The organism is Herbaspirillum sp. NPDC101397, assembly GCF_044767325.1.
Taxonomy (GTDB): Bacteria; Pseudomonadota; Gammaproteobacteria; order Burkholderiales; family Burkholderiaceae_D; genus Herbaspirillum.
Genome location: NZ_JBIWNS010000003.1, coordinates 381,051 through 401,773, shown reverse-complemented (window position 1 = coordinate 401,773; position 20,723 = coordinate 381,051). Strand labels below are relative to the sequence as shown.

The window sequence follows — 20,723 nt, the reverse complement described above, 5'->3', positions numbered from 1 at the left end:
CCAAAGGGGAGCGCCATGCATCCGGCAACCACACACGAAGACAGCCACCACGATGCTGTCCTGATGAAAAAACTGATGTGGAAGATCATTCCCTTCCTCATGCTGCTGTACTTCATCGCCTTTCTCGACCGCGTCAACATTTCCTTCGCCTCGCTGCAGATGAACGCCGACCTCGGCCTGTCCAGCATCGCTTACGGCTTCGGCGCCAGCATGTTCTTCATCGGTTATTTCTTCTTTGAAGTGCCGAGCAATCTGATCCTTGCCAAGGTCGGCGCGCGCGTCTGGATCGCCCGCATCATGATCACCTGGGGCATCGTGTCGCTGTGCATGGCCTTCGTCAGCGGCGAAAAGAGTTTCTACGTGCTGCGCTTCCTGCTGGGCGCCTCGGAAGCCGGCTTCTTCCCCGGCATCATGGTGTACATCGGCCGCTGGTTCCCGACCAGCTACCGGGCCCGCGTCACCGGCATCTTCATGGTGGCGATTCCGCTGTCCGGCCTGATCGGCAGCCCGATCTCGGGCATCATCCTGGACGGCATGAACGGCGTGGCCGGACTGCGCGGCTGGCAATGGATGTTCATCATCGAAGCCGTCCCCGCCCTGCTGCTGGGCCTGGCCTGTCTGCGCATGCTGGCCGATCGCCCGTCCGAAGTGACATGGCTCAGCGCCGACGAAAAGCAACGACTGGAACTGATCATGACGCGTGAACGCCAGGCGCTGGACGCCGGCGGCCATTACAAACTGTCGGCGGCGTTCACCAATCCGGCGGTGCTGCTGCTCGCCGGGACGCTGTTCTGCATCGTGTTCGGCACCACCGGCATCGCCTTCTTCCTGCCGCAGATCATCAAGAGCTTCGGCTACACCGACAGCGTGGTCGGTTACCTGAGCGCCGTGCCTTACCTGTTCGGCGCGCTGGCGATGGTGTTCTGGGGCCGCCATTCGGACGCCAAGCGTGAACGCGTGTGGCATCTGATCGGTTCGTTCGCGCTGGCCGCGATCGGCTTCCTGGTGCTGTCGCGCATGCTGGATGTACACGCCGCTGCGATGTGCGGCCTGATCATTGCGGCCATGGGCGTGTACGCTTCCAACGTGGTGCTGTGGAGCCTGCCAACCTCGCTGCTGACCGGCGCCACCGCAGCGGCGGCGGTGGCCTTCATCAATTCGCTGGCCAACCTGTCCGGCGTGATTGCACCGAGCCTCCTGGGCTGGAGCCGCCAGACCACGGGCAGCTTCGCCGCCACCGGCTATATCTTCTTCGGCTTCATGGCCTGCGGCATCGTGCTGATGCTGATATTCCGCACCACCAAGCTGTACCGTTCGAGCCGTATCTCCGCCGCGGACGCTTCAACCGACAACACCAATACCAATGATGGAAAACTGCATGCACAGACAACTGGCCGCTGAACCGATCAGCGCGGAACGCTTCGCCGCTTTCGGCGAACTTCTGGAGAACAAGAGCGACCTGCGCCGGCAAGATTTCAGCCTGCAATTCGCCGACGACAACCGGCCGCAACTGTGGGTCAATCGACTGCCGCAGGTGACCGATCCGGTGGTGCTGGTGGACATGATGGAAAGCCATCCGCATTCGGCGCAGACCTTCGTGCCGATGCAAGCGGGCCGTTGCCTGGTGGTGGTGGCGCCCGGCGGCGCCGACGGCCGGCCCGACCTGGGCGCCCTGCGCGCCTTCCTGACGCAGGGCGGCCAGGGCGTGAGCTACCGGCCCAACGTGTGGCACTATACTTTTACCTCGGTGGACTGCCCCAACGAAGTGGTCGTGATGATGGGCCACACGGGCCGCGGCGACGACACCGTGATCGCGCATCTGGAACAACCGGTCGAGGTCACCATCGCCGATATTGGCACCGCCACCCCGCAAGGAGATCATCATGTCTGACGCAGGTTCCGATCAGCACTCCCATCTGGCGCGCGACTTCGTCGGCTACGGCGAACATCCGCCGCACGCGCGCTGGCCCGGCAACGCCAGGCTGGCGCTGAACATCGTCATCAATTACGAAGAAGGTTCGGAAATGTCCTTCGACGATGGCGACGGCGTCACCGAAACCGGCCTGATCGAAGGCGGCTCGGGGGGCTTCGAGGGACGCGACCTGGCGGCCGAATCGATGTACGAATACGGCAGCCGCGTCGGCATCTGGCGCGTGCTGCGCCTGCTGCAGGCGCGCGCCATGCCGGCCACGGTGTTCGCCACGGCGCTGGCGCTGGAACGCAATCCGGCGGTGGCGCGCGCGATCCGCACAGCCGGTTACGACGTCTGCAGCCATGGCCGACGCTGGGTGCGCGCCCAGCAATTCACGCCCGCACAGGAAGCCGAAGAAATCCGCGCCGCTTACGACTCCATTACGCGCAGCATCGGCACGCCGCCGCTGGGCTGGTATTGCCGCTATGCGCCGACGCTCGACACGCGCCGGCTGCTGGCCGAACACGGCGGTTTCCTGTACGACGCCGACGCCTACAACGACGAGTTGCCGTACTGGGTGCGCGTGCAGCAGCGCGACCATCTGGTGATCCCCTACAGCCTGGCCAACAACGACGGCAAATTCAGCCGCGGCTCGATGACCACGGCCAACGACTTTTTCGAGTTCCTGCGCGACAGCTTCGACATGCTTTACCAAGAAGGCGCGACTGCGCCGAAGATGATGTCGGTCGGCCTGCACCTGCGCCTGATCGGCCATCCGGGCCGGGCCGTCGGCTTGGCGCGTTTCCTCGACTACGTCGCCGCGCACAAGGATGTCTGGGTCTGCCGTCGCGCCGACATCGCCGCACACTGGAAAGCCGTTCATCCGCCACAACCATGACCCTGCCGCTCTGGAATTGCAGTGCGTCCGAACTGCACGCGCGCGTGCTGGCGGGCGCCTGCAGCGTTGAGCAGATCGTCGCCGCCACGCTTGAACGCATCGCGCAGCGCGAGCCGGATATCCATGCCTGGAGCTGGCTCGACGCCGAGGGCGCGCTCGCGGCAGCACGCAAACAAGACCATGACGGCGCGCGCGGCTCTTTATCGGGCGTGATCGTCGGCCTCAAGGACATCATCGACACCGCCGACATGCCGACCGCCTATGGCGCGGCGCTCTACCGCGATCATCGTCCGGCGCGCGACGCCGCACTGGTGACGCGCCTGCGCCGGGCCGGCGCAATCATTCTCGGCAAGACCGTCACCACCGAATTCGCCTACGCCGCGCCCGGACCGACGCGCAATCCGCATGACACGGCGCATACGCCGGGAGGATCGTCGAGCGGCTCGGCGGCGGCCGTTGCGGCCGGCACGGCCGGCCTTGCCATCAGCTCGCAAACCGGCGGCTCCACCATCCGGCCGGCGGCGTTTTGCGGGGTGGTCGGGTTCAAACCCACGCACGGGCTGATCGACAGCAGCGGCATGAAAGCGCTGGCGCCGTCCAGCGACACCGTGGGATTGCACGCGCGCAGCGTCGCCGATATTGCGCTGGCGTTCGACGTGCTGGCCGACGGCGCAGCGCCTTCGTCGGTCGGTACGCCGATCCGCATCGCCTGGTTTCCCGGCCCGCATGCCGCCGCGGCGTCATCCGCTGCCGTCGCCGCACTGGGACAGGTACGGCATGTGCTGGAGCAGTACGGCATGCTGTTCGGCATGCCCGACATTGCCCCCGCCGATGTGGCCGCGCTGGGTGAATGCAACAGCCTGATCATGGCGGTCGAAGGCGCGCACTCGCTTGAACCTGAATACCGCCTGCACCGCGAACGGCTGGCCACGCCCACGCAACGCCTGATCGAGACCGGTCGCGCCGTGCCGGCGGAGCGCTATCGTGAAGCCCTTGAATTCGTTGAACGGCATCGCATCATTTTTGACGCCGCCATGACAAACGGCGGTTTCGACGCCCTGCTCAGCTTCAGCGCCCCCGGCGTTGCGCCGCCGGCCGCCGACGGCACCGGCAACTCGCTGTTCAACCGCCCCTGGAGCATGCTGGGCACGCCCTGCCTGAGCCTGCCTTGCGGCTTTTCCGCAGGATTGCCGCTGGCCGTGCAACTGGTGGCGCGCCGCGGCGCCGACCTGGCGCTGCTGACGCTGGGCAGCGAGATAGAACGATGGTTGGCGCAGGATCAGTCCATCACGGGTTGAAACGCCACCTCAAGGCAAATAATTGCCTTTAATGCAACACCCCTCCCCTCCCCGCTTTACATGCCCCGCCGGTCAATTCGGCCTGCCGTTGCATTACAATGTGCGGTTTCTCCGGTTTGCGGCCTGAACAGGTCCATACGGGTGAAATCAGGCCAGCCAGAGGCAACAGTCGACCAGGCAACGAGCTCATGACCTCCCTTCTCTTGACGGTCATCCTCTGAGTCCCGTAAACGGCTGGCTGTGGCGTGATCGCCATCGTATTTTCATCTGCAGCAATCAGTAAGGAACAACATGCTTTTGTCGCACAACATGAAGAGGCTCGCCGCCTTGCACTGGCCCTACAAGAGACGCCTCGCCATCGCGTTCCTGGCCATGATCGTCACGGCGGCCACCGAACCGGTGGTGCCATACATCTTCCAGGTGTTGCTGGACAAGGGCTTCGTCGGCAAACCGGCGTTCTCGCTGTGGCTGGTGCCGGTGGCGGTGATCGGCATCTTCTTCATCCGCGGCATCGCGACGTTCACAAGCTCGTACATGATGACGTGGGTGTCGACGCGCATCCTCAATGAACTGCGGCGCCAGATGTTTGCGCGCATGCTGGATCTGCCGATCAACTTCTATGCCACCAACACGGTCGGCAAAGTGATCAACTCGATGATGTTCGAAGTGCAGCAGATCATCGACATGGTAACCAAGGTGTTCACCTCCATCGTGCGCTCCGCGCTGACGGTTCTGGGCCTGCTGGCATGGCTGCTGTACCTGAACTGGGTGCTGACCATCGTCACGCTGGTGCTGCTGCCGTTGGTGACCATCGTCGTGCGCACCACCGGCAAGCGCCTCAAGAAACTCAACCGCGATTCGCTCGCGGTCAACGCCGAACTGACCCAGGTCATCGAAGAAACCACCCGCGCCCAGCAAGTCATCAAGGTGTTCGGCGGCCATGAGTATGAGAAGGGCCGCTTCCACGAGCGCGCCGAAAATCTGCGCCGCTACACCATGCGCATGACCACGGCGTTCTCGGCGACAGTACCGATCACGCAGCTGATGACTGCCTGCGCGGTGGCGATCGTGATCGTGATGGCGCTGATCCAGTCGGGCAACGGCCAGATCACCGTCGGCGGCTTCGTTTCCTTCCTCACCGCGATGCTGATGCTGCTGGCGCCGCTCAAGCAATTGGCTGAAATCAACGGTCCGCTGCAACGCGGCATGGCGGCGGCCGAAGAGGTCTATATCCTGATCGACAAGCCGACCGAGCGCACCGGTGGCGAAACGCTGCACGCGCGCAGCACCGGCAAGCTCGACCTGATCGACGTCGAATTCTCGTATCCCGGCCATACCCAACTGGCGCTGCAAAAGATCAACCTCAACGTGCAGCCAGGCGAGACCATCGCTTTCGTCGGCATGTCCGGCGGCGGCAAGTCGACGCTGGTGAGTCTGATCCCCGGCTTCTATTCCGCCACCGGCGGCCAGATCCTGCTCGACGGCAAGCCGATCGAGTCGATTTCGCTGATCAGCCTGCGCAACCAGATCGCCATGGTCAGCCAGAACACCGTACTGTTTGACGATACCCTTGCCGCCAATATCTCGTACGGCGACGCCCAACCCGATCCGCAACGCGTGCAGGCGGCAGTGGTGGCGGCGCATCTGACCGATGTCGTCGAAGGGATGCCGGAAGGACTGGCAACCCGCATCGGCGACAACGGTTCGCGCCTCTCGGGCGGCCAGCGCCAACGTGTGGCAATCGCGCGCGCGATCTACAAGGACGCGCCGATCCTGATCCTCGACGAAGCCACCTCCGCGCTCGACACCGAGTCCGAACGCGCCGTGCAGGCTGCATTGGACCAGTTGATGGAAGGCCGCACCACCTTTGTCATCGCCCACCGCCTGTCGACCATCGAACGCGCCGACCGCATCGTGGTGCTGTCGCACGGCCAGATCGTCGAAGTCGGCAGCCATCAGCAATTGCTGGCCAATGAGAGCGTCTACGCCAATCTCTACCGCCTGCAATTCTCTCAACAAGCCGATTGACTCCGCCGAGAAAACAACAAACGTCAACCATGCCCCAGACACTGATCCCGCCAGCGCTGCTGAAGAAGTCGGACAAGATCCTGTTCATCGCCCACCTGGCGCTGGGCGACTTCACTTATCTGCAGAATTTCTTCCAGGCGTTCGCACGCGCCAACCCGCACCTGAAAGTCCATCTGTGGGTCGATGAAGTGCGTCGCACCAGCGATCCGGCGCAATGGAAGCATCTGGAAAAATATTCGCTCTACGACTGGGTCGCCGCTTGCCCGTTTTTCGACAAGATCTACACCCGCACGTACAGCCCGGCGCTGTATCAGGAATCGATCGAAGAAGCCCAGCGCGAGCACTATCCCATCGTCGTGTCGCTGGCGACGCTGCGGCCGCACCTGTACGCCGGCCTGGCCCGCAGCATCAGCCCGGACGGGCTGGTGATCGGCATGAAGAAGCGCGTCAAGTTCTACCAGCCGCATCACCAGTTGGCCTACCGCAAGCTCAATGCGTCGATCCCGCCGTACAGCGTCGACCGTGCCAATCCGCAGCACATCAGCGACGTCTACGCGCACTGGTTCAACCAGCTCAGCGGCCTGGAAGTCGGTGCAGCCGAGCGCTTCCCCTTCGTTGACATCCCGCAGCAGTGGCGCGACTACGCGCAAGACAAACTGGCGGCTTGGAGTTTCAAACCGGCGGATGGCAATACCGGCAAGCTGGTGTTCATCAATCCCTACGCCAAGACCAAAAAACGCTGTTGGCCGCTGGAGCATGTCGCAGAACTGATCATCGCGATGAAGAAGCTGGACACCTGGCGCGACAGCAGCTTCATCGTCAACGCCGTGCCGCAGGAACTGGCGCACGCGCGCTCCGTGATCAACAGCTACCAGCTGGAGCGCACCGAACTGTTCAGCGCCGAAGAGAATTTCTTCCAACTGCCGGCCATACTTGAACGCTGCGACCTGATCATTTCGGTGGAAACCGCCGTCATGCACCTGGCCAACGCCGTGCACGTACCGGTGATTGCGCTCATGCGCCAAAAGAATCCTGAATGGGTGCCGATCGATCGCGCCAACAGCACCGTCATCACCGCCCCCAACCGCCGCGACTGGGTCAAGGCCGTCACCGTTGAACAAGTATTGAAAGCCATCCAATGAATCAGCCCGTGAACCAGATCGCGAATCAACCAGAAAACCAGCAAACCGCACCTGTGGGCAGCAACGGCAAGCCGTCCTTCCACATCGCGTTCTGCGTCGACAACAATTATTTTCGTGCGATGGGCGGCACCATTTCGTCCATCATCGACAACAATCCGGGCCAGCATTTCACCTTCCATGTGCTGGCGTTCGAGGTTTCCGCTGACCACCAGCGCCGCCTCAAACAGCTGGAAGCGATGTATCCGGTCAGCACCCAATTACATCTGCTCGACCTGAGTTCATTTACGCAGTTTTCGCATTTCATCGGCCACTCGCATTACTCGCTGTCGATCTTCACGCGACTGGTGATCCCGACAGTACTGAAAGGCCAGACCGACCGCGTGCTGTATCTCGACGCCGACATCCTCTGCGTCAACAAGCTCGACGAAATGGTCGACATGGACATCAGCGGCGACATCGCCGTGGTGGTACCGGACGCGCCCGTCACGCTGCAGCGCCGTGTCGCAGCACTGAAGCTAAAGCACAACGAATACTTCAACGGCGGCGTGATCTTCATCAACATCGAAAAGTGGATCAGCGAGGACATCACCCAGCAAACGCTGGATGCGCTGCTCGACAGCAAGACCGACATGCGCTTCAACGACCAGGATGCGCTCAACATCGTGCTCAACGGCCGCGCCCGCTACATCTCGCCGCGCTGGAATTACCTGTACGACCTGATCCACGACCTCAACGTCAACAAGTTCGCGTTGCGCCCGGTCGGCAAGGCGGTGTTCGTCCATTTCGCCGGGGCCGTCAAACCCTGGACCGACTGGAGCGGCCACGATGCGCGTCACCTGTTCCGCAAATACCTGTCGCTGACGCCATGGGCCGACATGCCGCTCGACCCGGAACCGAAGAACACCAAAGAGATGCGCATGCATTCGCGCTTCATGTACCGCCAGGGACGGCCGCTGGAAAGCCTGAAGTGGTATATCCGGTATCTGCGCAAGCGCGCGGCTAAGTAAATATCACCCTCGTCCATAGAATAACGCTACCTGATCCGCCGATAGAATGCCCATCACCAGCAAACACATACTCATCAGTCGCCAAGACAACATCGGCGACGTCATTCTGACGCTGCCGATGGCCGCGCGCCTGAAGCAGCTCAATCCCGGCGTCAGGATCACCCTGCTGTGCCGCGCCTACGCGGCAGAAGTGGTACGTTATTGCAACGACATTGACGATATCGTCGAAATCGAGAATATCGAAAACGATCTAGTCGGTTATCTGAAACGTTCCGACATCGACACGGTGATCCTCGCACAACCGGATCGCCCTCTCGCCGTTGCCGCGTTTCGGGCCGGGATTAAACATCGCATCGGCAATGCCAGGCAAAAGATATATCAGCTGATTTATTGCAATCGTCGCGTGCGTTTCAGCAAAGGCCTGTCCGAGAACCATGAGGCGCAGATCAATTTTGAATTTCTGCGCCCTTACGGCGACAAGCATATACCCGAGCGCACGGAAATCCCGGACTACTATCACTTCACCATCCCCTACGACACCGCAAGTAACGCATTGCTTGCTCCCCATGCATTCAATCTGATCCTGCATGCAAAATCGAACGGCCACGGCCGGGAATGGCCGATTGAATCGTATCTGGCGCTGGCAAAGGAATTGAGCATGCAGCCGGATGTGCATGTATGGCTTACCGGCAGCAGTAAAGAAGGTGAGTGGTTAAAGGAAAATGCCGCTGAACTGGTCGCGTTACCGAACGTCGGCAACGTCTGCGGCACGCAAACCCTCGCACAATTGACAAGCTTCATCAATCAAGCTGACGGTCTTATCGCGAGTGGCACCGGTCCATTGCATCTGGCCGCAGCAATTGGACAACGCACACTTGGGCTGTTCCCACCCACTCGTCCGATGCACCCCGGTCGCTGGGCTGCCATCGGCAGACGCGCAAGCAATCTTTGCCTGGCTGAATCAGGATGCGTTGGTTGCAGCAGACGGGACAAGATTACCTGCGATTGCATGCGGGCAATCACGCCCGCTGCGGTAATGGAAGTCGTGCAGAGCTGGATAGCCGACAAACCAGCGACAGACCAGCGTTAGTATCGACAGAAAGTCTGGTCGGCACGATAGCGATCAGACCTGAACCTCGCTTGCAGGCACGTACTGTGCCAGCAATTTTTTTCGCTTGACGATATACGTCAGAAAAAAAGCGACGCTGATGACGTAGTACGGATAGCACTCCCACCACAAGAAAACCACGTCGAACAATCCCAGCGTAAAAAAACCCATCGACAACGCGGCGCCCATGGCAGCGACACATCTGATTTCGTTGTCGCGATGGCGAATCTCTCTGGCGAAGTAGTATAGCGGAACAAAATACACTGCAAGAATTGCGAACAATCCGAAAATTCCGAGCCGCACCATCATGAAAAGAATTTCGTTGTGTGAATGCGGGAGGCTCGCGGAAAAAGGACTGATAATTTTGCGTTCGGCCAACTCCGCAAGTGCAGCAGAATAACCTTCAATACCGACACCAAACACCGGATGTTCCTTGAACAGAATCCAGGATCCTCGCCACAATTGAAAGCGTATGCCAAGCGAAGTGTCCACCTGGGTATTGGTGGTGTACAGCTTGATGTCCGCTTCGGCAACGGCCACCCTCTCTTTGATAATGCTTCCATACTGAAAAGCACTGCCGACGCAAAGTGCAAACAACACTGCAAGGAAAATTTTGTGCGACAGTCGAATATTTCTCGCAGCGACACCTGCGATGACGGCAAAAACAGGGATCGTCGCCCATACACCTCGCGATTGCGACAAATAAGCCACGTAAATGCCGATAAGCAATATGACGATCTTCAAGATCGCAAACAACCGTTGACGACTCGTATCCCATGAAATCGAAAAAGCGACAAAAACGCTCATGAGTAAAACCAGTTCGGCAAAGATAATAATGGGAATAAAATCCGTGCCATAGCGTGTTTTCCCATCTCCGGTGAGGACGTAAATTTTCGCCGCTGACAGGATGACGCCCACTATCAGTCCCCATTGCACCTGCTTCATGTACTGGAATGGAATAAACTGCATTGCCCAAAAAATCAATGCAAACACCGCCAGTCGCGACTGAGTATCGTAGCTCCTGCCAGTGAAATTCCCTGTTGATAGCTGATTCGCCACGACGGCGAGCAATGGCGCCGCCATGGCAAGCATGAGGGGCCAATATTCCTTGAGAAGATAAAGGAAAGATTTTTCTTCTGGCTTAGCGCGAAGAACAATACCAACAAGCGCCAACAACAGTAGCAAGGAATAAAACACTCCTGCAGATCGATCCACGACCAAAGCGAGGGTATAAAACAATGTCACCAGAATAACGACTGGCAGCTTCAGATAATTCAATGGAAACTCCTAGAATGGCGATAAGACGTCGTGAGCACACAAACAAGTCGCCTATTCCAATTACAACGCTGCGACGGGTTTGCTGAACAAGAGGACAACTTCCTCTTATTTCTTCCTCAGCATCTTTTGGCTGACCGCAGAACGTTTCCAGAGATACTTCACATGCCAACCGATTCCCTCAAGGGTCCGGCCCTGCTTGATGAGAAACTTTGAGAACAACTTCAATTCTCGCGCGCTTCTGGGTTGATCCAATGGCATGTCATGCCATGCCGACAAATTCTGATAGCCGATGAAAATAGTTTTCGCTTCGTGCAGACACCAGTCATGCCATGGTTTTACAGGGCCAGTGAAATGCATGAACACGACTGGCGCGATCACGTCCAATGTCTTTTGTCCTCGACTCAAGAAATCCACCAGGTGATAGCGGTAATTCCATTTATTGTCGATGAATTTAATGTGTCCATTCAACGTGACATTTAGTGCATCCTGATCGGCAAACACCAATTCCCGGGTAGATAGAACTGTCAATGCTTTGACTTGCGTATCGTGGGCAATCCAATTCGCGACATTGATGTACATGACTCCGGCGTTGAAATACTCTGCCACCGGCAATCCGAGCGCCGCGATCTGCGTTCTGGAGGTAGTCTCAAGCTGATCGTGCACGGCAGCGGCTATGCATCCTTCGAGATCCATGCTTAGCAGTTCATCCATCGGTCCCAGACAAAGCAAATCGGCATCGAGGTAAAGAACGCGTTTTGCCACGCCCTGCAAAAGATCGGGAATCAACAAACGAATGAATGTCCCAAGATGATGCTGCGCGAAACAGGGAAATTCTCTGAATTCGTCAAGCACATCCGGATTCAGAACATGAATATTGATGTTGATGGCATAACGCGTTGCGAGTTGAGCGATGCGGCGACGACTGTCGTCCGAGACAGAAAATGCAAAAACGTGAAATACGCAACGCATCTCTGGGTTGTTCTTGATGACGGAAGCAATGGCAACCCCCATCCCCCGGAAATAGCTACTATCAACACCGAATGCAATATGTAATGCGTCGTCCCCCGACGTCACAGCGATATTTTGTATAGAGTTTTCTTGAGTCATATATTCTTGCCGGTAAAGCCGACTATCCTTTATTCTGGAATCGCTTACTTGTTCCGTATTTATTAATATTCAACCACGACCGCTTCCTGCCCGAACGACTCGCGCAGCGACACCTGCAGGCCATCGCTCGGCACCACACGCCATGCATCCCCAAGCATGACTTCGCAGCCGACTCCCGACTGCACGTATTTCATCACGAATGGTAAGCCCTGCGGCTGACGATAGGATGACAGTGCGTCGCGCAGGTGCGCCGGATCGACGCCCTTGTTGAGCGACACCACCACGCGCTGGCCGTACTGGATGCGGGCGGCGCCGATGTCCATGACTTTCTCCGCCGAGATGCGCAGGCCGCCGTTGAAGCGGTCTTCCGACACCTTGCCCTGCACGATCAACAGTTCGTCTTCCTTGAAGAAGGCCTTGTTCGGTTCGGCAAGTTCGCCGTAGACCGTGACGTCGACCGTGCCGCTGCCGTCGTCCAGCGAGACGATCAGCAGCTTGCCGCGCTGAGTCATTTGCACGCGGATGCCGGTGATGATGCCGGCCATCGAACGCGGATCGCGTGACGGCTCCAGGCTGGAAATCTTGGTGCGCACGAACTGGCGCACTTCCTTTTCGTAGGCGTCGAACAGATGGCCGGACAGATAGAAGCCGAGGGCGGTCTTTTCTTCGGTAAGGCGCTGCTTGTCGCTCCATGCACGCACCTGCACATACTCCAACGGCGTCTCGAGGTCGCTGTCGTCGCCGCCGAACAGGCTGACCTGGTTGGCCGATGCTTCCATCTGCTCGGCATTTTCCCAGGCCAGGCCGACCGAGGCCTGCAACACTGCGCGGTCGACGCCGAAGCAATCGAAGGCGCCGGCGCGGATCAGCGAATCGACCGTGCGGCGGTTGATCTGTTTCTTGTCGACGCGCTTGGCGAAGTCGAACAAGTCCTTGAACGGACCGTCCTGGCGCGCTGCAATGATGGCTTCGATCGCGCTCTGGCCGGAACCCTTGACGGCGCCCAGGCCGTATCGGATGTGCACGGCCTTCTTGCCCGGCTCGCCGACCGGGATGAAGCGGTAGTCGGACAGATTGATGTCGGGCGGCAGCAGGCTCAGGCCGCAGACGTCGAGCGAGTCTTCGACCAGGATCTTGATCTTTTCGGTGTCGTCCATGGCCAGCGACAAGTTGGCGGCCATGAACGCGGCGGGGTGATGCGCCTTGAGATAGGCGGTGTGGTACGACAGCAATGCGTAAGCGGCGGCGTGCGACTTGTTGAAGCCGTAGCCGGCGAACTTTTCCATCAAGTCGAAGATTTCGTCGGCCTTCTCCTGCGACAAACCGTCCTTGGCGGCGCCTTCGCGGAAGATGTTGCGATGCTCGGCCATCTCTTCAGCCTTCTTCTTGCCCATCGCGCGACGCAGCAAGTCGGCGCCGCCGAGCGAGTAGCCGCCCACGACCTGCGCCATCTGCATCACCTGCTCCTGATACACCATGATGCCGTAGGTTTCGGACAGGATGCCTTCGGTGCGGGGATCGGGATAGTCGAATTTTTCGCCGTGCTTGCGTTTGCAGAAGTCCGGGATCAGGTCCATCGGACCCGGACGGTACAGCGCCACCAGCGCAATGATGTCTTCGAAGCGGTCGGGCCGCGCGTCTTTCAGCATGCCTTGCATGCCGCGGCTTTCCAGCTGGAACACGGCGACGGTCTTGGCCTTGGTCAACAGGTCGTAGGAGGCGCGGTCAGTCAGCGGCAAGCGAGCCAGATCGAAATCGGCCATGTCCGGATCGAGCTGCTTGATGTAGCGTACCGCGCGATCGAGGATCGTCAGCGTGGTCAGGCCCAAGAAGTCGAACTTCACCAGGCCGACGGCTTCGACATCGTCCTTGTCGTACTGCGACACCACGCCGGCGTCGCCGCCCTGCGTGTACAGGGGACAGAAATCGGTCAGCTTGCCCGGCGCGATGAGCACGCCGCCGGCGTGCATGCCGATGTTGCGGGCGATGCCTTCAACCTGCTGGGCCAAGCCCATCAGCTGCTTCACTTCTTCTTCGTTTTCCAGCCGCTCCTTGAGCAACGGTTCTTCTTCGATGGCGTCGGCCAGCGTGACCAGCTTGCCCGGCTTGAACGGGATCAGCTTGGAGATGCCGTCGCAGAAGTTGTAGCCGAGGTCGAGCACGCGGCCGACGTCGCGCACCGCGCCCTTGGCCGCCATGGTGCCGAAGGTGGCGATCTGCGAGACCGCCTCCTTGCCGTAGCGATCCTTGACGTACTGGATGACGCGATCGCGCCCTTCCTGGCAAAAGTCGATGTCGAAGTCGGGCATCGATACCCGTTCAGGATTGAGGAAGCGTTCGAACAGCAGGTTGTACTCGAGCGGATCCAGATCGGTAATCGACAGCGCATACGCCACCAGCGAACCGGCGCCTGAACCCCGGCCCGGGCCGACCGGCACGCCGTTGTTCTTGGCCCACTGGATGAAGTCGGCCACGATCAGGAAGTAACCCGGGAATTTCATCTTGATGATGGTGTCGTTTTCGAACTTCAGGCGCGCCTCGTAACGAGGACGCTCCTTTTCGCGACGGGCTTCATCGGGATACAGATGCTTGAGGCGCGCTTCCAGGCCGACCTTGGTTTCGGCCACCAGGAAATCGTCGATGGTCATGCCGTCCGGCGTCGGGAAGTTCGGCAGCTGGGGCTTGCCCAGCGTCAGCATGAGGTTGCAGCGCTTGGCGATTTCAATCGTGTTCAGCACTGCGCCCGGCAGGTCGGCGAACAACTCCGCCATCTCGGCCTGGGTCTTGAAATTTTGCTGTTCGTTGAAGCGGCGCACGCGGCGCGCATTGGCCAGGATCTCGCCTTCGGCGATGCAGGTGCGCGCTTCGTGGGCGACGAATTCGTCCTGCGACAGGAACTGGATCGGATGGGTGGCCACCACCGGCAAGCCGAGGCGCGCCGCCAGGGCGACCGACTGGCGCACCTGGACTTCCATGTTGGGCTGGTTGGCGCGCTGGATTTCGACGTAGAACGCGCCAGGAAAAACCTCGCTCCAACGCTGGGCGGCACGCTCGGCTGCCGCCACGTTGCCGTTCTCGATGGCGATGCCGACCTCGCCAAAATGCGCGCCCGACAACGCGATCAGGCCGTTGCCGCCTTCATCGTGGCGCAATTGTTCCAGCCACTCGGGGCGCAGTTCGGCGCGGCCGCGATGCAGGTTGGTGAGCCAGGCGCGGCTGAGCAGGTCGCACAGTTGCAGGTAGCCGTGATGGTCCTTGACCAGCAGCAGCAGGCGCGAAGGCTTGTCGCGGTCGTCGTCGTTGCTGATCCAGACGTCGCAGCCGGCGATCGGCTTGACGCCCTTGCCGCGCGCGCCCTTGTAGAACTTGACCATGCCGAACAGGTTGGCCAGATCGGTGATCGCCAGCGCGGCCTGGCCATCCTTGGCGGCCGCCTTGACGACGTCGTCGATGCGGACCAGGCCGTCGACGATGGAGTACTCGGAATGGAGTCGAAGATGTACGAATTGCGGTGTAGTCATAGCCCGCTATTTTACCGTGCCATGACAGGGGACTCCCCCGAATTTGCGTTTTGAGGACTTGTCGACGCCCGTCATTTCCCCCTCGATTCCGCCGCCGGCTTGTTTGATCTGCATCATGGCGCGCGCAGATTGCGTCCGGCGGCCATCGCAGAACCGGCCCGGGGCGTTTATAATGCTGTCAATTCAAAGACTTAGGCAATACCATCATGCAAGAAATGCAAGAAATCCGGCAACCGCAACATTCTCAGCAGACGCAAGAACGCGAGAATTCGTACGTCAACATCGCCGCCTACAAGTTCATCACCTTCAGCGACACGGTGGAGCAACGCCCGGTGTTCCTGGCATTTTGTCAAAAACACCACTTACGCGGCACCGTCATCCTGAGCCCGGAAGGCATCAATCTGTTCCTGGCCGGCAAGCGCCCCGACATTGACGCCTTCCTGACCTGGCTGCGCGCCGATGTGCGCTTTGCCGATATTCAGGTCAAGGAAAGCTATTCCGAACACCAGCCGTTCAACCGCATGCTGGTCAAGCTCAAGGCCGAGATCATCACGATGAAGCATCCGCTGATCAAGCCGGAAGAAGGCCGTGCGCCCTTCGTCGACGCGGTGACGCTCAAGCGCTGGCTGGACCAGGGCCACGACGACAACGGCAAACCGGTGGTCATGGTCGACACGCGCAACGCCTTTGAAGTCGACGTCGGCACCTTCGAGAACACCATCGATTACCGCATCAGCAAATTTACCGAGTTTCCGCAAGTCATCGCCGACCACAAGGAAGAGCTCAACGACAAGACCGTGGTGACCTTCTGCACCGGCGGCATCCGCTGCGAAAAGGCTGCGATCCACATGCAGAACATCGGCTACGACAGCGTCTACCAGCTCGAAGGCGGCATCCTCAAGTACTTTGAAGAAGTCGGCGGCGCGCATTACGAGGGCGATTGCTTCGTCTTTGACTACCGCACCGCGCTCAATCCGCAATTGCAGGAAACCCAGACCGCGCAGTGTTTCGCCTGCCGTGCCGTGGTGACCCCGCGCGAGCAGTTGTCGCCGGCTTATGTGCCGGGTAAATCGTGTCCGCATTGCGCGCCGGAGGCCGCTACCGCAGCAGAAGCAGCGACTGCCTCCGCAGACTGATTCAGCCGGCTCCGGCACACAAAAAAGCCCACCTCACGGTGGGCTTTTTTGTGTGCCGGGTGCAACCTGAAACGGACTGCTTACTTCTTGAACTGCGCCGTGGTTTCCGCCACGCGCTTGCCGAACAGTTTGGCGGTTTCCAGATCGCCCGGCAGCGGACCTTCTTCCGGCGACGAGTCCGATGGGCTTTGCGCCATCAGGCCGGAGAAAGAACCGACGAAGTTGATGTCATTGCGCTGGGCCGCCTTGGAATTGGAAGGCATCAGGCCGGTACCGACCCAGATCATGCTCTGCTGCATGCCCAGCGTGAACAGGTAGTGCAGGGTCGACAACTTGTCGCCGTTCATCGTCGCCGAATTGGTGAAGCCGGCGCCGATCTTGTCTTTCCATTTTTGCGTAAACCATGGCTTGGAGGTGGCGTCGGCAAATTTCTTGAATTGCCAGGACACCGAGCCCATGTAGGTCGGCGAGCCGAAGATGATAGCGTCGGCGGCATCCAGCGTAGCCCAGTCGGCGTCGGTGATGTTGCCCTCGGCGTTGATGGCGATCAGGTCGACGGTGGTGCCTGCGGCCGCTGCAGCGCCGGCCTGGACGGCTTCAGCCTGTTTCTTGGTGTGACCGTAGCCGGAGTGGTAAACGATGGCGACTTTGCTCATGTTGATTTCCTTGTTGTGTGAGTAAAAACCGATGGAAAAACCAGCGAACGCTTGCTGCATCGGCGAGCATAACGCCCCGCAGAGCGTTTGTGCAGTACTTGCGTTGATTTCATACAAATTTTTTGGTGCTGATTTACACTATATCCAATGACGTGCCGCAGAATAAGCACCGTATTTTAGATATCTCATTCAAAAAATTTAAACAAGTGCATGAACCTGACGCTGGAATCCCTGCAGATCCTTGACATGATCGACCGCAAAGGCAGCTTTGCCGCCGCCGCGGTGACGCTCGACCGCGTGCCGTCGGCACTGACCTACAGCGTGCGCAAACTGGAAGACGACCTCGACGTACTGCTGTTCGACCGGCGCGGCCATCGCGCCAAGCTGACGCCGGCCGGGCGTGAATTGCTGACCGAAGGCCGCCACCTGCTGGCTGCAGCCGACGATCTCGAACAACGCGTCAAACGCACCGCCACCGGCCGCGAGACCGAGTTGCGCATTGTGCTCAACAGCATCATCCCGTTTGCCAACATGCTGCCGCTGGTTGCCGCGTTCGACCGCGAAGCCGGCGGCACGCGTCTGCGCTTTACGCCCGGCGTGCTGTCCGGCACCTGGGACGACATGCTGGACGGCCGCGCCGACCTGGTCATCGGCGCGACGCTGGACGGCCCTGAAATCGTGCGCACCAGCGGACGCTTCCAGACGCGCCAGCTGGGCACCATCGAATGGGTATTCGCGGTAGCACCGAGCCATCCGCTGGCCCATGCGCCGGAACCGCTGACGCCGGAGCTGGTGCGCCAACATCGCGCCGTCGCCGTCGGCGACAGCAGCCGCAACCATCCCGGCCTGACCATGGGTCTGCTGGCCGGACAGGAAACGCTGACCGTGCCGACGGTCTCGGCCAAACTGCAGGCGCAGCTGGCCGGCCTCGGTTGCGGCCATCTGCCGCGCTACTGGGCCGCACCTTACCTGGCCAGCGGTGCGCTGATCGAAAAGCAAACCCAGATGAGCAAACCGCACGAAAACTTCCTGATCGCCTGGCCCAAGGCCGAGCAGGGGAAATCGCTCAAATGGTTCTTGCAGCACCTGTCGCAACCCGAAGTCCAGCGCGCGCTGCTGAGCGGCTCCCCCCATCATGAATAATATCGAACACTACGTCGGCCGCTTCGCCCCCTCCCCTTCCGGCCCTTTGCATGCCGGCTCGCTGGCCGCCGCCATGGCCAGTTATCTCGACGCACGCGCCCACGATGGACGCTGGCTGCTGCGCATCGAAGACATCGACGAGACGCGCACCGTCGCCGACGCCGCACAGGAAATTGAAACCGCGCTGCATACGCTGGGCATGCGCTGGGATGGTCCGGTGCTGGTCCAAAGCGAACGCAAGCAACGCTATCTGGACGCCTGCACGCGACTCGCCGGGCATGTCTATCCCTGCGGCTGCACACGCAAGGAAATTGCCGATTCCAGCCTCGGCACCGGGACCGACGGCGCCGCCATTTATCCCGGCACCTGCCGCCACGGGCTGGGGCCCGGCAAGCAGGCACGCACGCTGCGTTTGCGCGTGCCTGATACGGATGAAGAAGGCGAAGAGATCAGCTTCACGGATCGCTGGCTGGGCCGGCAGAGCCAGCACCTGGCGACGGAAGCGGGAGATTTCGTGCTGAAACGCGCCGACGGTTTCTGGGCGTATCAGCTGGCGGTGGTGGTGGATGACGCTGAACAGGGCGTGACGCACATCGTGCGCGGCGCCGATCTGCTCGACTCAACCGCGCGCCAGATTTACCTGCAGCGTCTGCTCGGTTATCCGACGCCGGCATATCTGCATGTGCCGCTGGTGCTGCACAGCGACGGGGAGAAATTGTCGAAGCAGAACGGTGCCCAGGCGCTGGATCTGACTCGTCCGCTGGAGGAACTGCAGCGGACCGCCACATTCCTGGGGCTGGACGTGACAACGGCGACCGAAGTCGCCGCATTCTGGGAGCAGGCGCTGCCGGCATGGCAGCGTCGCCTGGCTGATCTGAAATTCTGATCAGCGCTTGGGCATGCCGCCCAATAGTGCCGCCACCTTGTGTTTCGATGGCTTGCTTGCAGGTTTGGCTGCATTGACAGAAGCGTCAACCGGCGCCGGTGCGGCAGTCGGTTCGTAGGGCTTCAGGAACCACGGATCGACCTTTTCGCGACGCGCGCCGCCACCGCCGCTGCGGCCGTAGGATTGCGTATCACGGCGCACGGTGGAACGTTCGCCATCACGTTCGACGCTGCTGCCGCTGCCTGTAGCGGCTGCACTGCTGCTCCGCTCACCACGATCGCCGCGTTCAGTACGCTCGCCGCGGCCGCTGCGCTCAGAGCGCTCGCCACGCTCACCACCGCGATCGCCGCGTTCACTGCGCTGCCGCGGCACGAAGCCGGTCAGTTCGGAACGCACGAACTTGATCTTGATCAGTTTCTCAATATCGACCAGCAGGCGTTCATCCTTGTCCGAGAACAAGGAAATTGCATCGCCCGATGCACCCGCACGACCGGTGCGGCCGATACGGTGGACGTAGTCTTCGGCGTTGTACGGCAAGTCGATATTGATCACGCACGGCAGGTCGGTGATGTCGAGACCGCGCGCGGCGACATCCGTCGCCACCAGCACTTCAACCTGGCCTTGCTTGAAGGCTTCCAGCGCAGCCATGCGCTCGCCCTGGGTTTTGTCGCCGTGAATCGCGGAGGCCTTGACGCCCTCGTTCTCAAGCTGGCGGGCCAGCTTGGAAGCGCCGATCTTGGTGTTCGAAAACACGATCACCTGCTTGAGCTGGCGCTCGCGGATGATGTGCGCAACGGCGTCGCCCTTGGCGTCTTCGTTGACTTTGTAAATGATCTGCGTCACGCGCTCGGCGGTGGCATTGCTACGCGCCACTTCGATGGTGACCGGATTGTTCAGGAAGCTGGACGCCAGCTTCTTGATTTCTTGCGAGAAGGTCGCCGAGAACATCAGGTTCTGGCGTTGCTTCGGGAGCAGGTTGATGATGCGCTGCAAGTCCGGCAGGAAGCCCATGTCGAGCATGCGATCAGCTTCGTCCATGACCAGGATCTGCGTCTGCGACAGGTTCACGGTCTTTTGCTGGACGTGATCGAGCAGGCGGCCCGGCGTGGCGATGACGATTTCAACGCCGGCGCGCAGGGTTGCGGTTTGCGGCGCCATGTCGACGCCACCGAAGACAACGGTGGAGCGCAGTGGTGTGAAACGGGAATAGGCTTTGACGTTGTCGGCGACCTGGTCGGCCAGTTCACGGGTCGGTGTCAGGATCAGCGCGCGCACCGGATGGCGCGCCGGCGACATGCTGGCGCTGGCGTGGGCCAGCAGCAACTGAATGATCGGCAATGAAAAGCCGGCGGTCTTGCCAGTGCCGGTTTGCGCGGCGCCCATGACGTCGCGGCCCTGCAACACGATCGGAATCGCTTGCTCCTGGATCGGCGTCGGATGGATATAGCCCTGCGCCGTCAGCGCCTTCAGGATATCAGGGGAGAGGCCAAAGTCCTCGAAGCGGACGGCAGGCGTTTCTGGTGTTGCGATTTCGGGCAATTGCTCAGGCATGTTTGGAGAGTGTCCTCAGGCGAACCCTGCGTGGAATCATGCAATGCGACAC

16 protein-coding genes are annotated in these 20,723 nt (G+C 60.3%); 11 read left to right on the top strand and 5 right to left on the bottom strand.

Annotated features, from left to right (window positions below):
- Positions 1-15 precede the first annotated feature (15 nt).
- The 8 genes from ACIROW_RS09720 (at position 16) to ACIROW_RS09685 (ending at position 9,375) form a co-directional block, all read left to right on the top strand.
- Entirely contained in the window at positions 16-1,401 is a 1,386-nt protein-coding gene (locus ACIROW_RS09720; RefSeq protein ID WP_402274642.1) for an MFS transporter, read from the top strand.
- Complete coding sequence (locus ACIROW_RS09715) at positions 1,379-1,891, top strand: ureidoglycolate lyase (protein WP_402274639.1); 513 nt, start codon at positions 1,379-1,381, stop codon at positions 1,889-1,891. The genes ACIROW_RS09720 and ACIROW_RS09715 overlap by 23 nt, the downstream gene beginning before the upstream one ends.
- Positions 1,884-2,810 (top strand): allantoinase PuuE, encoded by a 927-nt coding sequence (locus ACIROW_RS09710; RefSeq protein ID WP_402274637.1) that lies wholly within the window; start codon positions 1,884-1,886, stop codon positions 2,808-2,810. Before ACIROW_RS09715 ends, ACIROW_RS09710 begins: the two co-directional genes overlap by 8 nt.
- Positions 2,807-4,108, top strand: a complete 1,302-nt coding sequence (locus ACIROW_RS09705) for an amidase (RefSeq protein WP_402274634.1) — start codon at positions 2,807-2,809, stop codon at positions 4,106-4,108. Before ACIROW_RS09710 ends, ACIROW_RS09705 begins: the two co-directional genes overlap by 4 nt.
- A gap of 291 nt (positions 4,109-4,399) precedes the next feature.
- The gene (gene msbA, locus ACIROW_RS09700) at positions 4,400-6,136 is read left to right on the top strand and encodes a lipid A export permease/ATP-binding protein MsbA (RefSeq protein WP_402274632.1); all 1,737 of its coding nucleotides are present in this window, start codon (positions 4,400-4,402) and stop codon (positions 6,134-6,136) included.
- Positions 6,137-6,165: 29 nt separating this feature from the next.
- Positions 6,166-7,278, top strand: a complete 1,113-nt coding sequence (locus tag ACIROW_RS09695; RefSeq protein ID WP_402274630.1) for a glycosyltransferase family 9 protein — start codon at positions 6,166-6,168, stop codon at positions 7,276-7,278.
- The gene (locus tag ACIROW_RS09690; protein WP_402274628.1) at positions 7,275-8,285 is read left to right on the top strand and encodes a glycosyltransferase family 8 protein; all 1,011 of its coding nucleotides are present in this window, start codon (positions 7,275-7,277) and stop codon (positions 8,283-8,285) included. The genes ACIROW_RS09695 and ACIROW_RS09690 overlap by 4 nt, the downstream gene beginning before the upstream one ends.
- 46 nt (positions 8,286-8,331) lie before the next feature.
- The gene (locus tag ACIROW_RS09685) at positions 8,332-9,375 is read left to right on the top strand and encodes a glycosyltransferase family 9 protein (protein ID WP_402274625.1); all 1,044 of its coding nucleotides are present in this window, start codon (positions 8,332-8,334) and stop codon (positions 9,373-9,375) included.
- 33 nt (positions 9,376-9,408) lie between these two features.
- Here ACIROW_RS09685 and ACIROW_RS09680 read toward each other — a convergent pair whose 3' ends face one another.
- From ACIROW_RS09680 to dnaE, 3 genes are all read right to left on the bottom strand, one after another.
- A complete protein-coding gene (locus ACIROW_RS09680) occupies positions 9,409-10,671 on the bottom strand; it encodes an O-antigen ligase family protein (RefSeq protein ID WP_402274622.1) in 1,263 nt (420 codons plus the stop codon).
- Positions 10,672-10,776: 105 nt separating this feature from the next.
- On the bottom strand, positions 10,777-11,778 hold the full coding sequence (locus tag ACIROW_RS09675; protein WP_402274620.1) for a glycosyltransferase family 8 protein: 1,002 nt from the start codon (positions 11,776-11,778) through the stop codon (positions 10,777-10,779).
- A gap of 62 nt (positions 11,779-11,840) precedes the next feature.
- Complete coding sequence (gene dnaE, locus ACIROW_RS09670; protein WP_402274617.1) at positions 11,841-15,299, bottom strand: DNA polymerase III subunit alpha; 3,459 nt, start codon at positions 15,297-15,299, stop codon at positions 11,841-11,843.
- Positions 15,300-15,514: 215 nt separating this feature from the next.
- Between dnaE and ACIROW_RS09665 the strand changes: the two genes are divergently transcribed.
- Positions 15,515-16,435 carry a sulfurtransferase gene (locus ACIROW_RS09665; protein ID WP_402274970.1) on the top strand — a complete coding sequence of 307 codons (921 nt, stop codon included), beginning with the start codon at positions 15,515-15,517 and terminating at the stop codon, positions 16,433-16,435.
- An 80-nt stretch (positions 16,436-16,515) separates the two neighbouring features.
- Here the strand turns inward: ACIROW_RS09665 and ACIROW_RS09660 are convergent, their stop codons facing one another.
- Positions 16,516-17,091: a flavodoxin family protein gene (locus ACIROW_RS09660; protein WP_116436894.1), complete on the bottom strand. Its 576-nt coding sequence runs from the start codon at positions 17,089-17,091 to the stop codon at positions 16,516-16,518.
- 210 nt (positions 17,092-17,301) lie between these two features.
- Between ACIROW_RS09660 and ACIROW_RS09655 the strand changes: the two genes are divergently transcribed.
- Together ACIROW_RS09655 and gluQRS are read left to right on the top strand one after the other, a co-directional pair.
- Entirely contained in the window at positions 17,302-18,234 is a 933-nt protein-coding gene (locus ACIROW_RS09655) for a LysR family transcriptional regulator (RefSeq protein ID WP_402274614.1), read from the top strand.
- On the top strand, positions 18,227-19,120 hold the full coding sequence (gene gluQRS, locus ACIROW_RS09650; protein WP_402274612.1) for a tRNA glutamyl-Q(34) synthetase GluQRS: 894 nt from the start codon (positions 18,227-18,229) through the stop codon (positions 19,118-19,120). The genes ACIROW_RS09655 and gluQRS overlap by 8 nt, the downstream gene beginning before the upstream one ends.
- On the opposite strand, the gene ACIROW_RS09645 is transcribed toward gluQRS, so the two are convergent.
- Positions 19,121-20,671, bottom strand: a complete 1,551-nt coding sequence (locus ACIROW_RS09645) for a DEAD/DEAH box helicase (protein WP_402274610.1) — start codon at positions 20,669-20,671, stop codon at positions 19,121-19,123.
- Positions 20,672-20,723 lie beyond the last annotated feature (52 nt).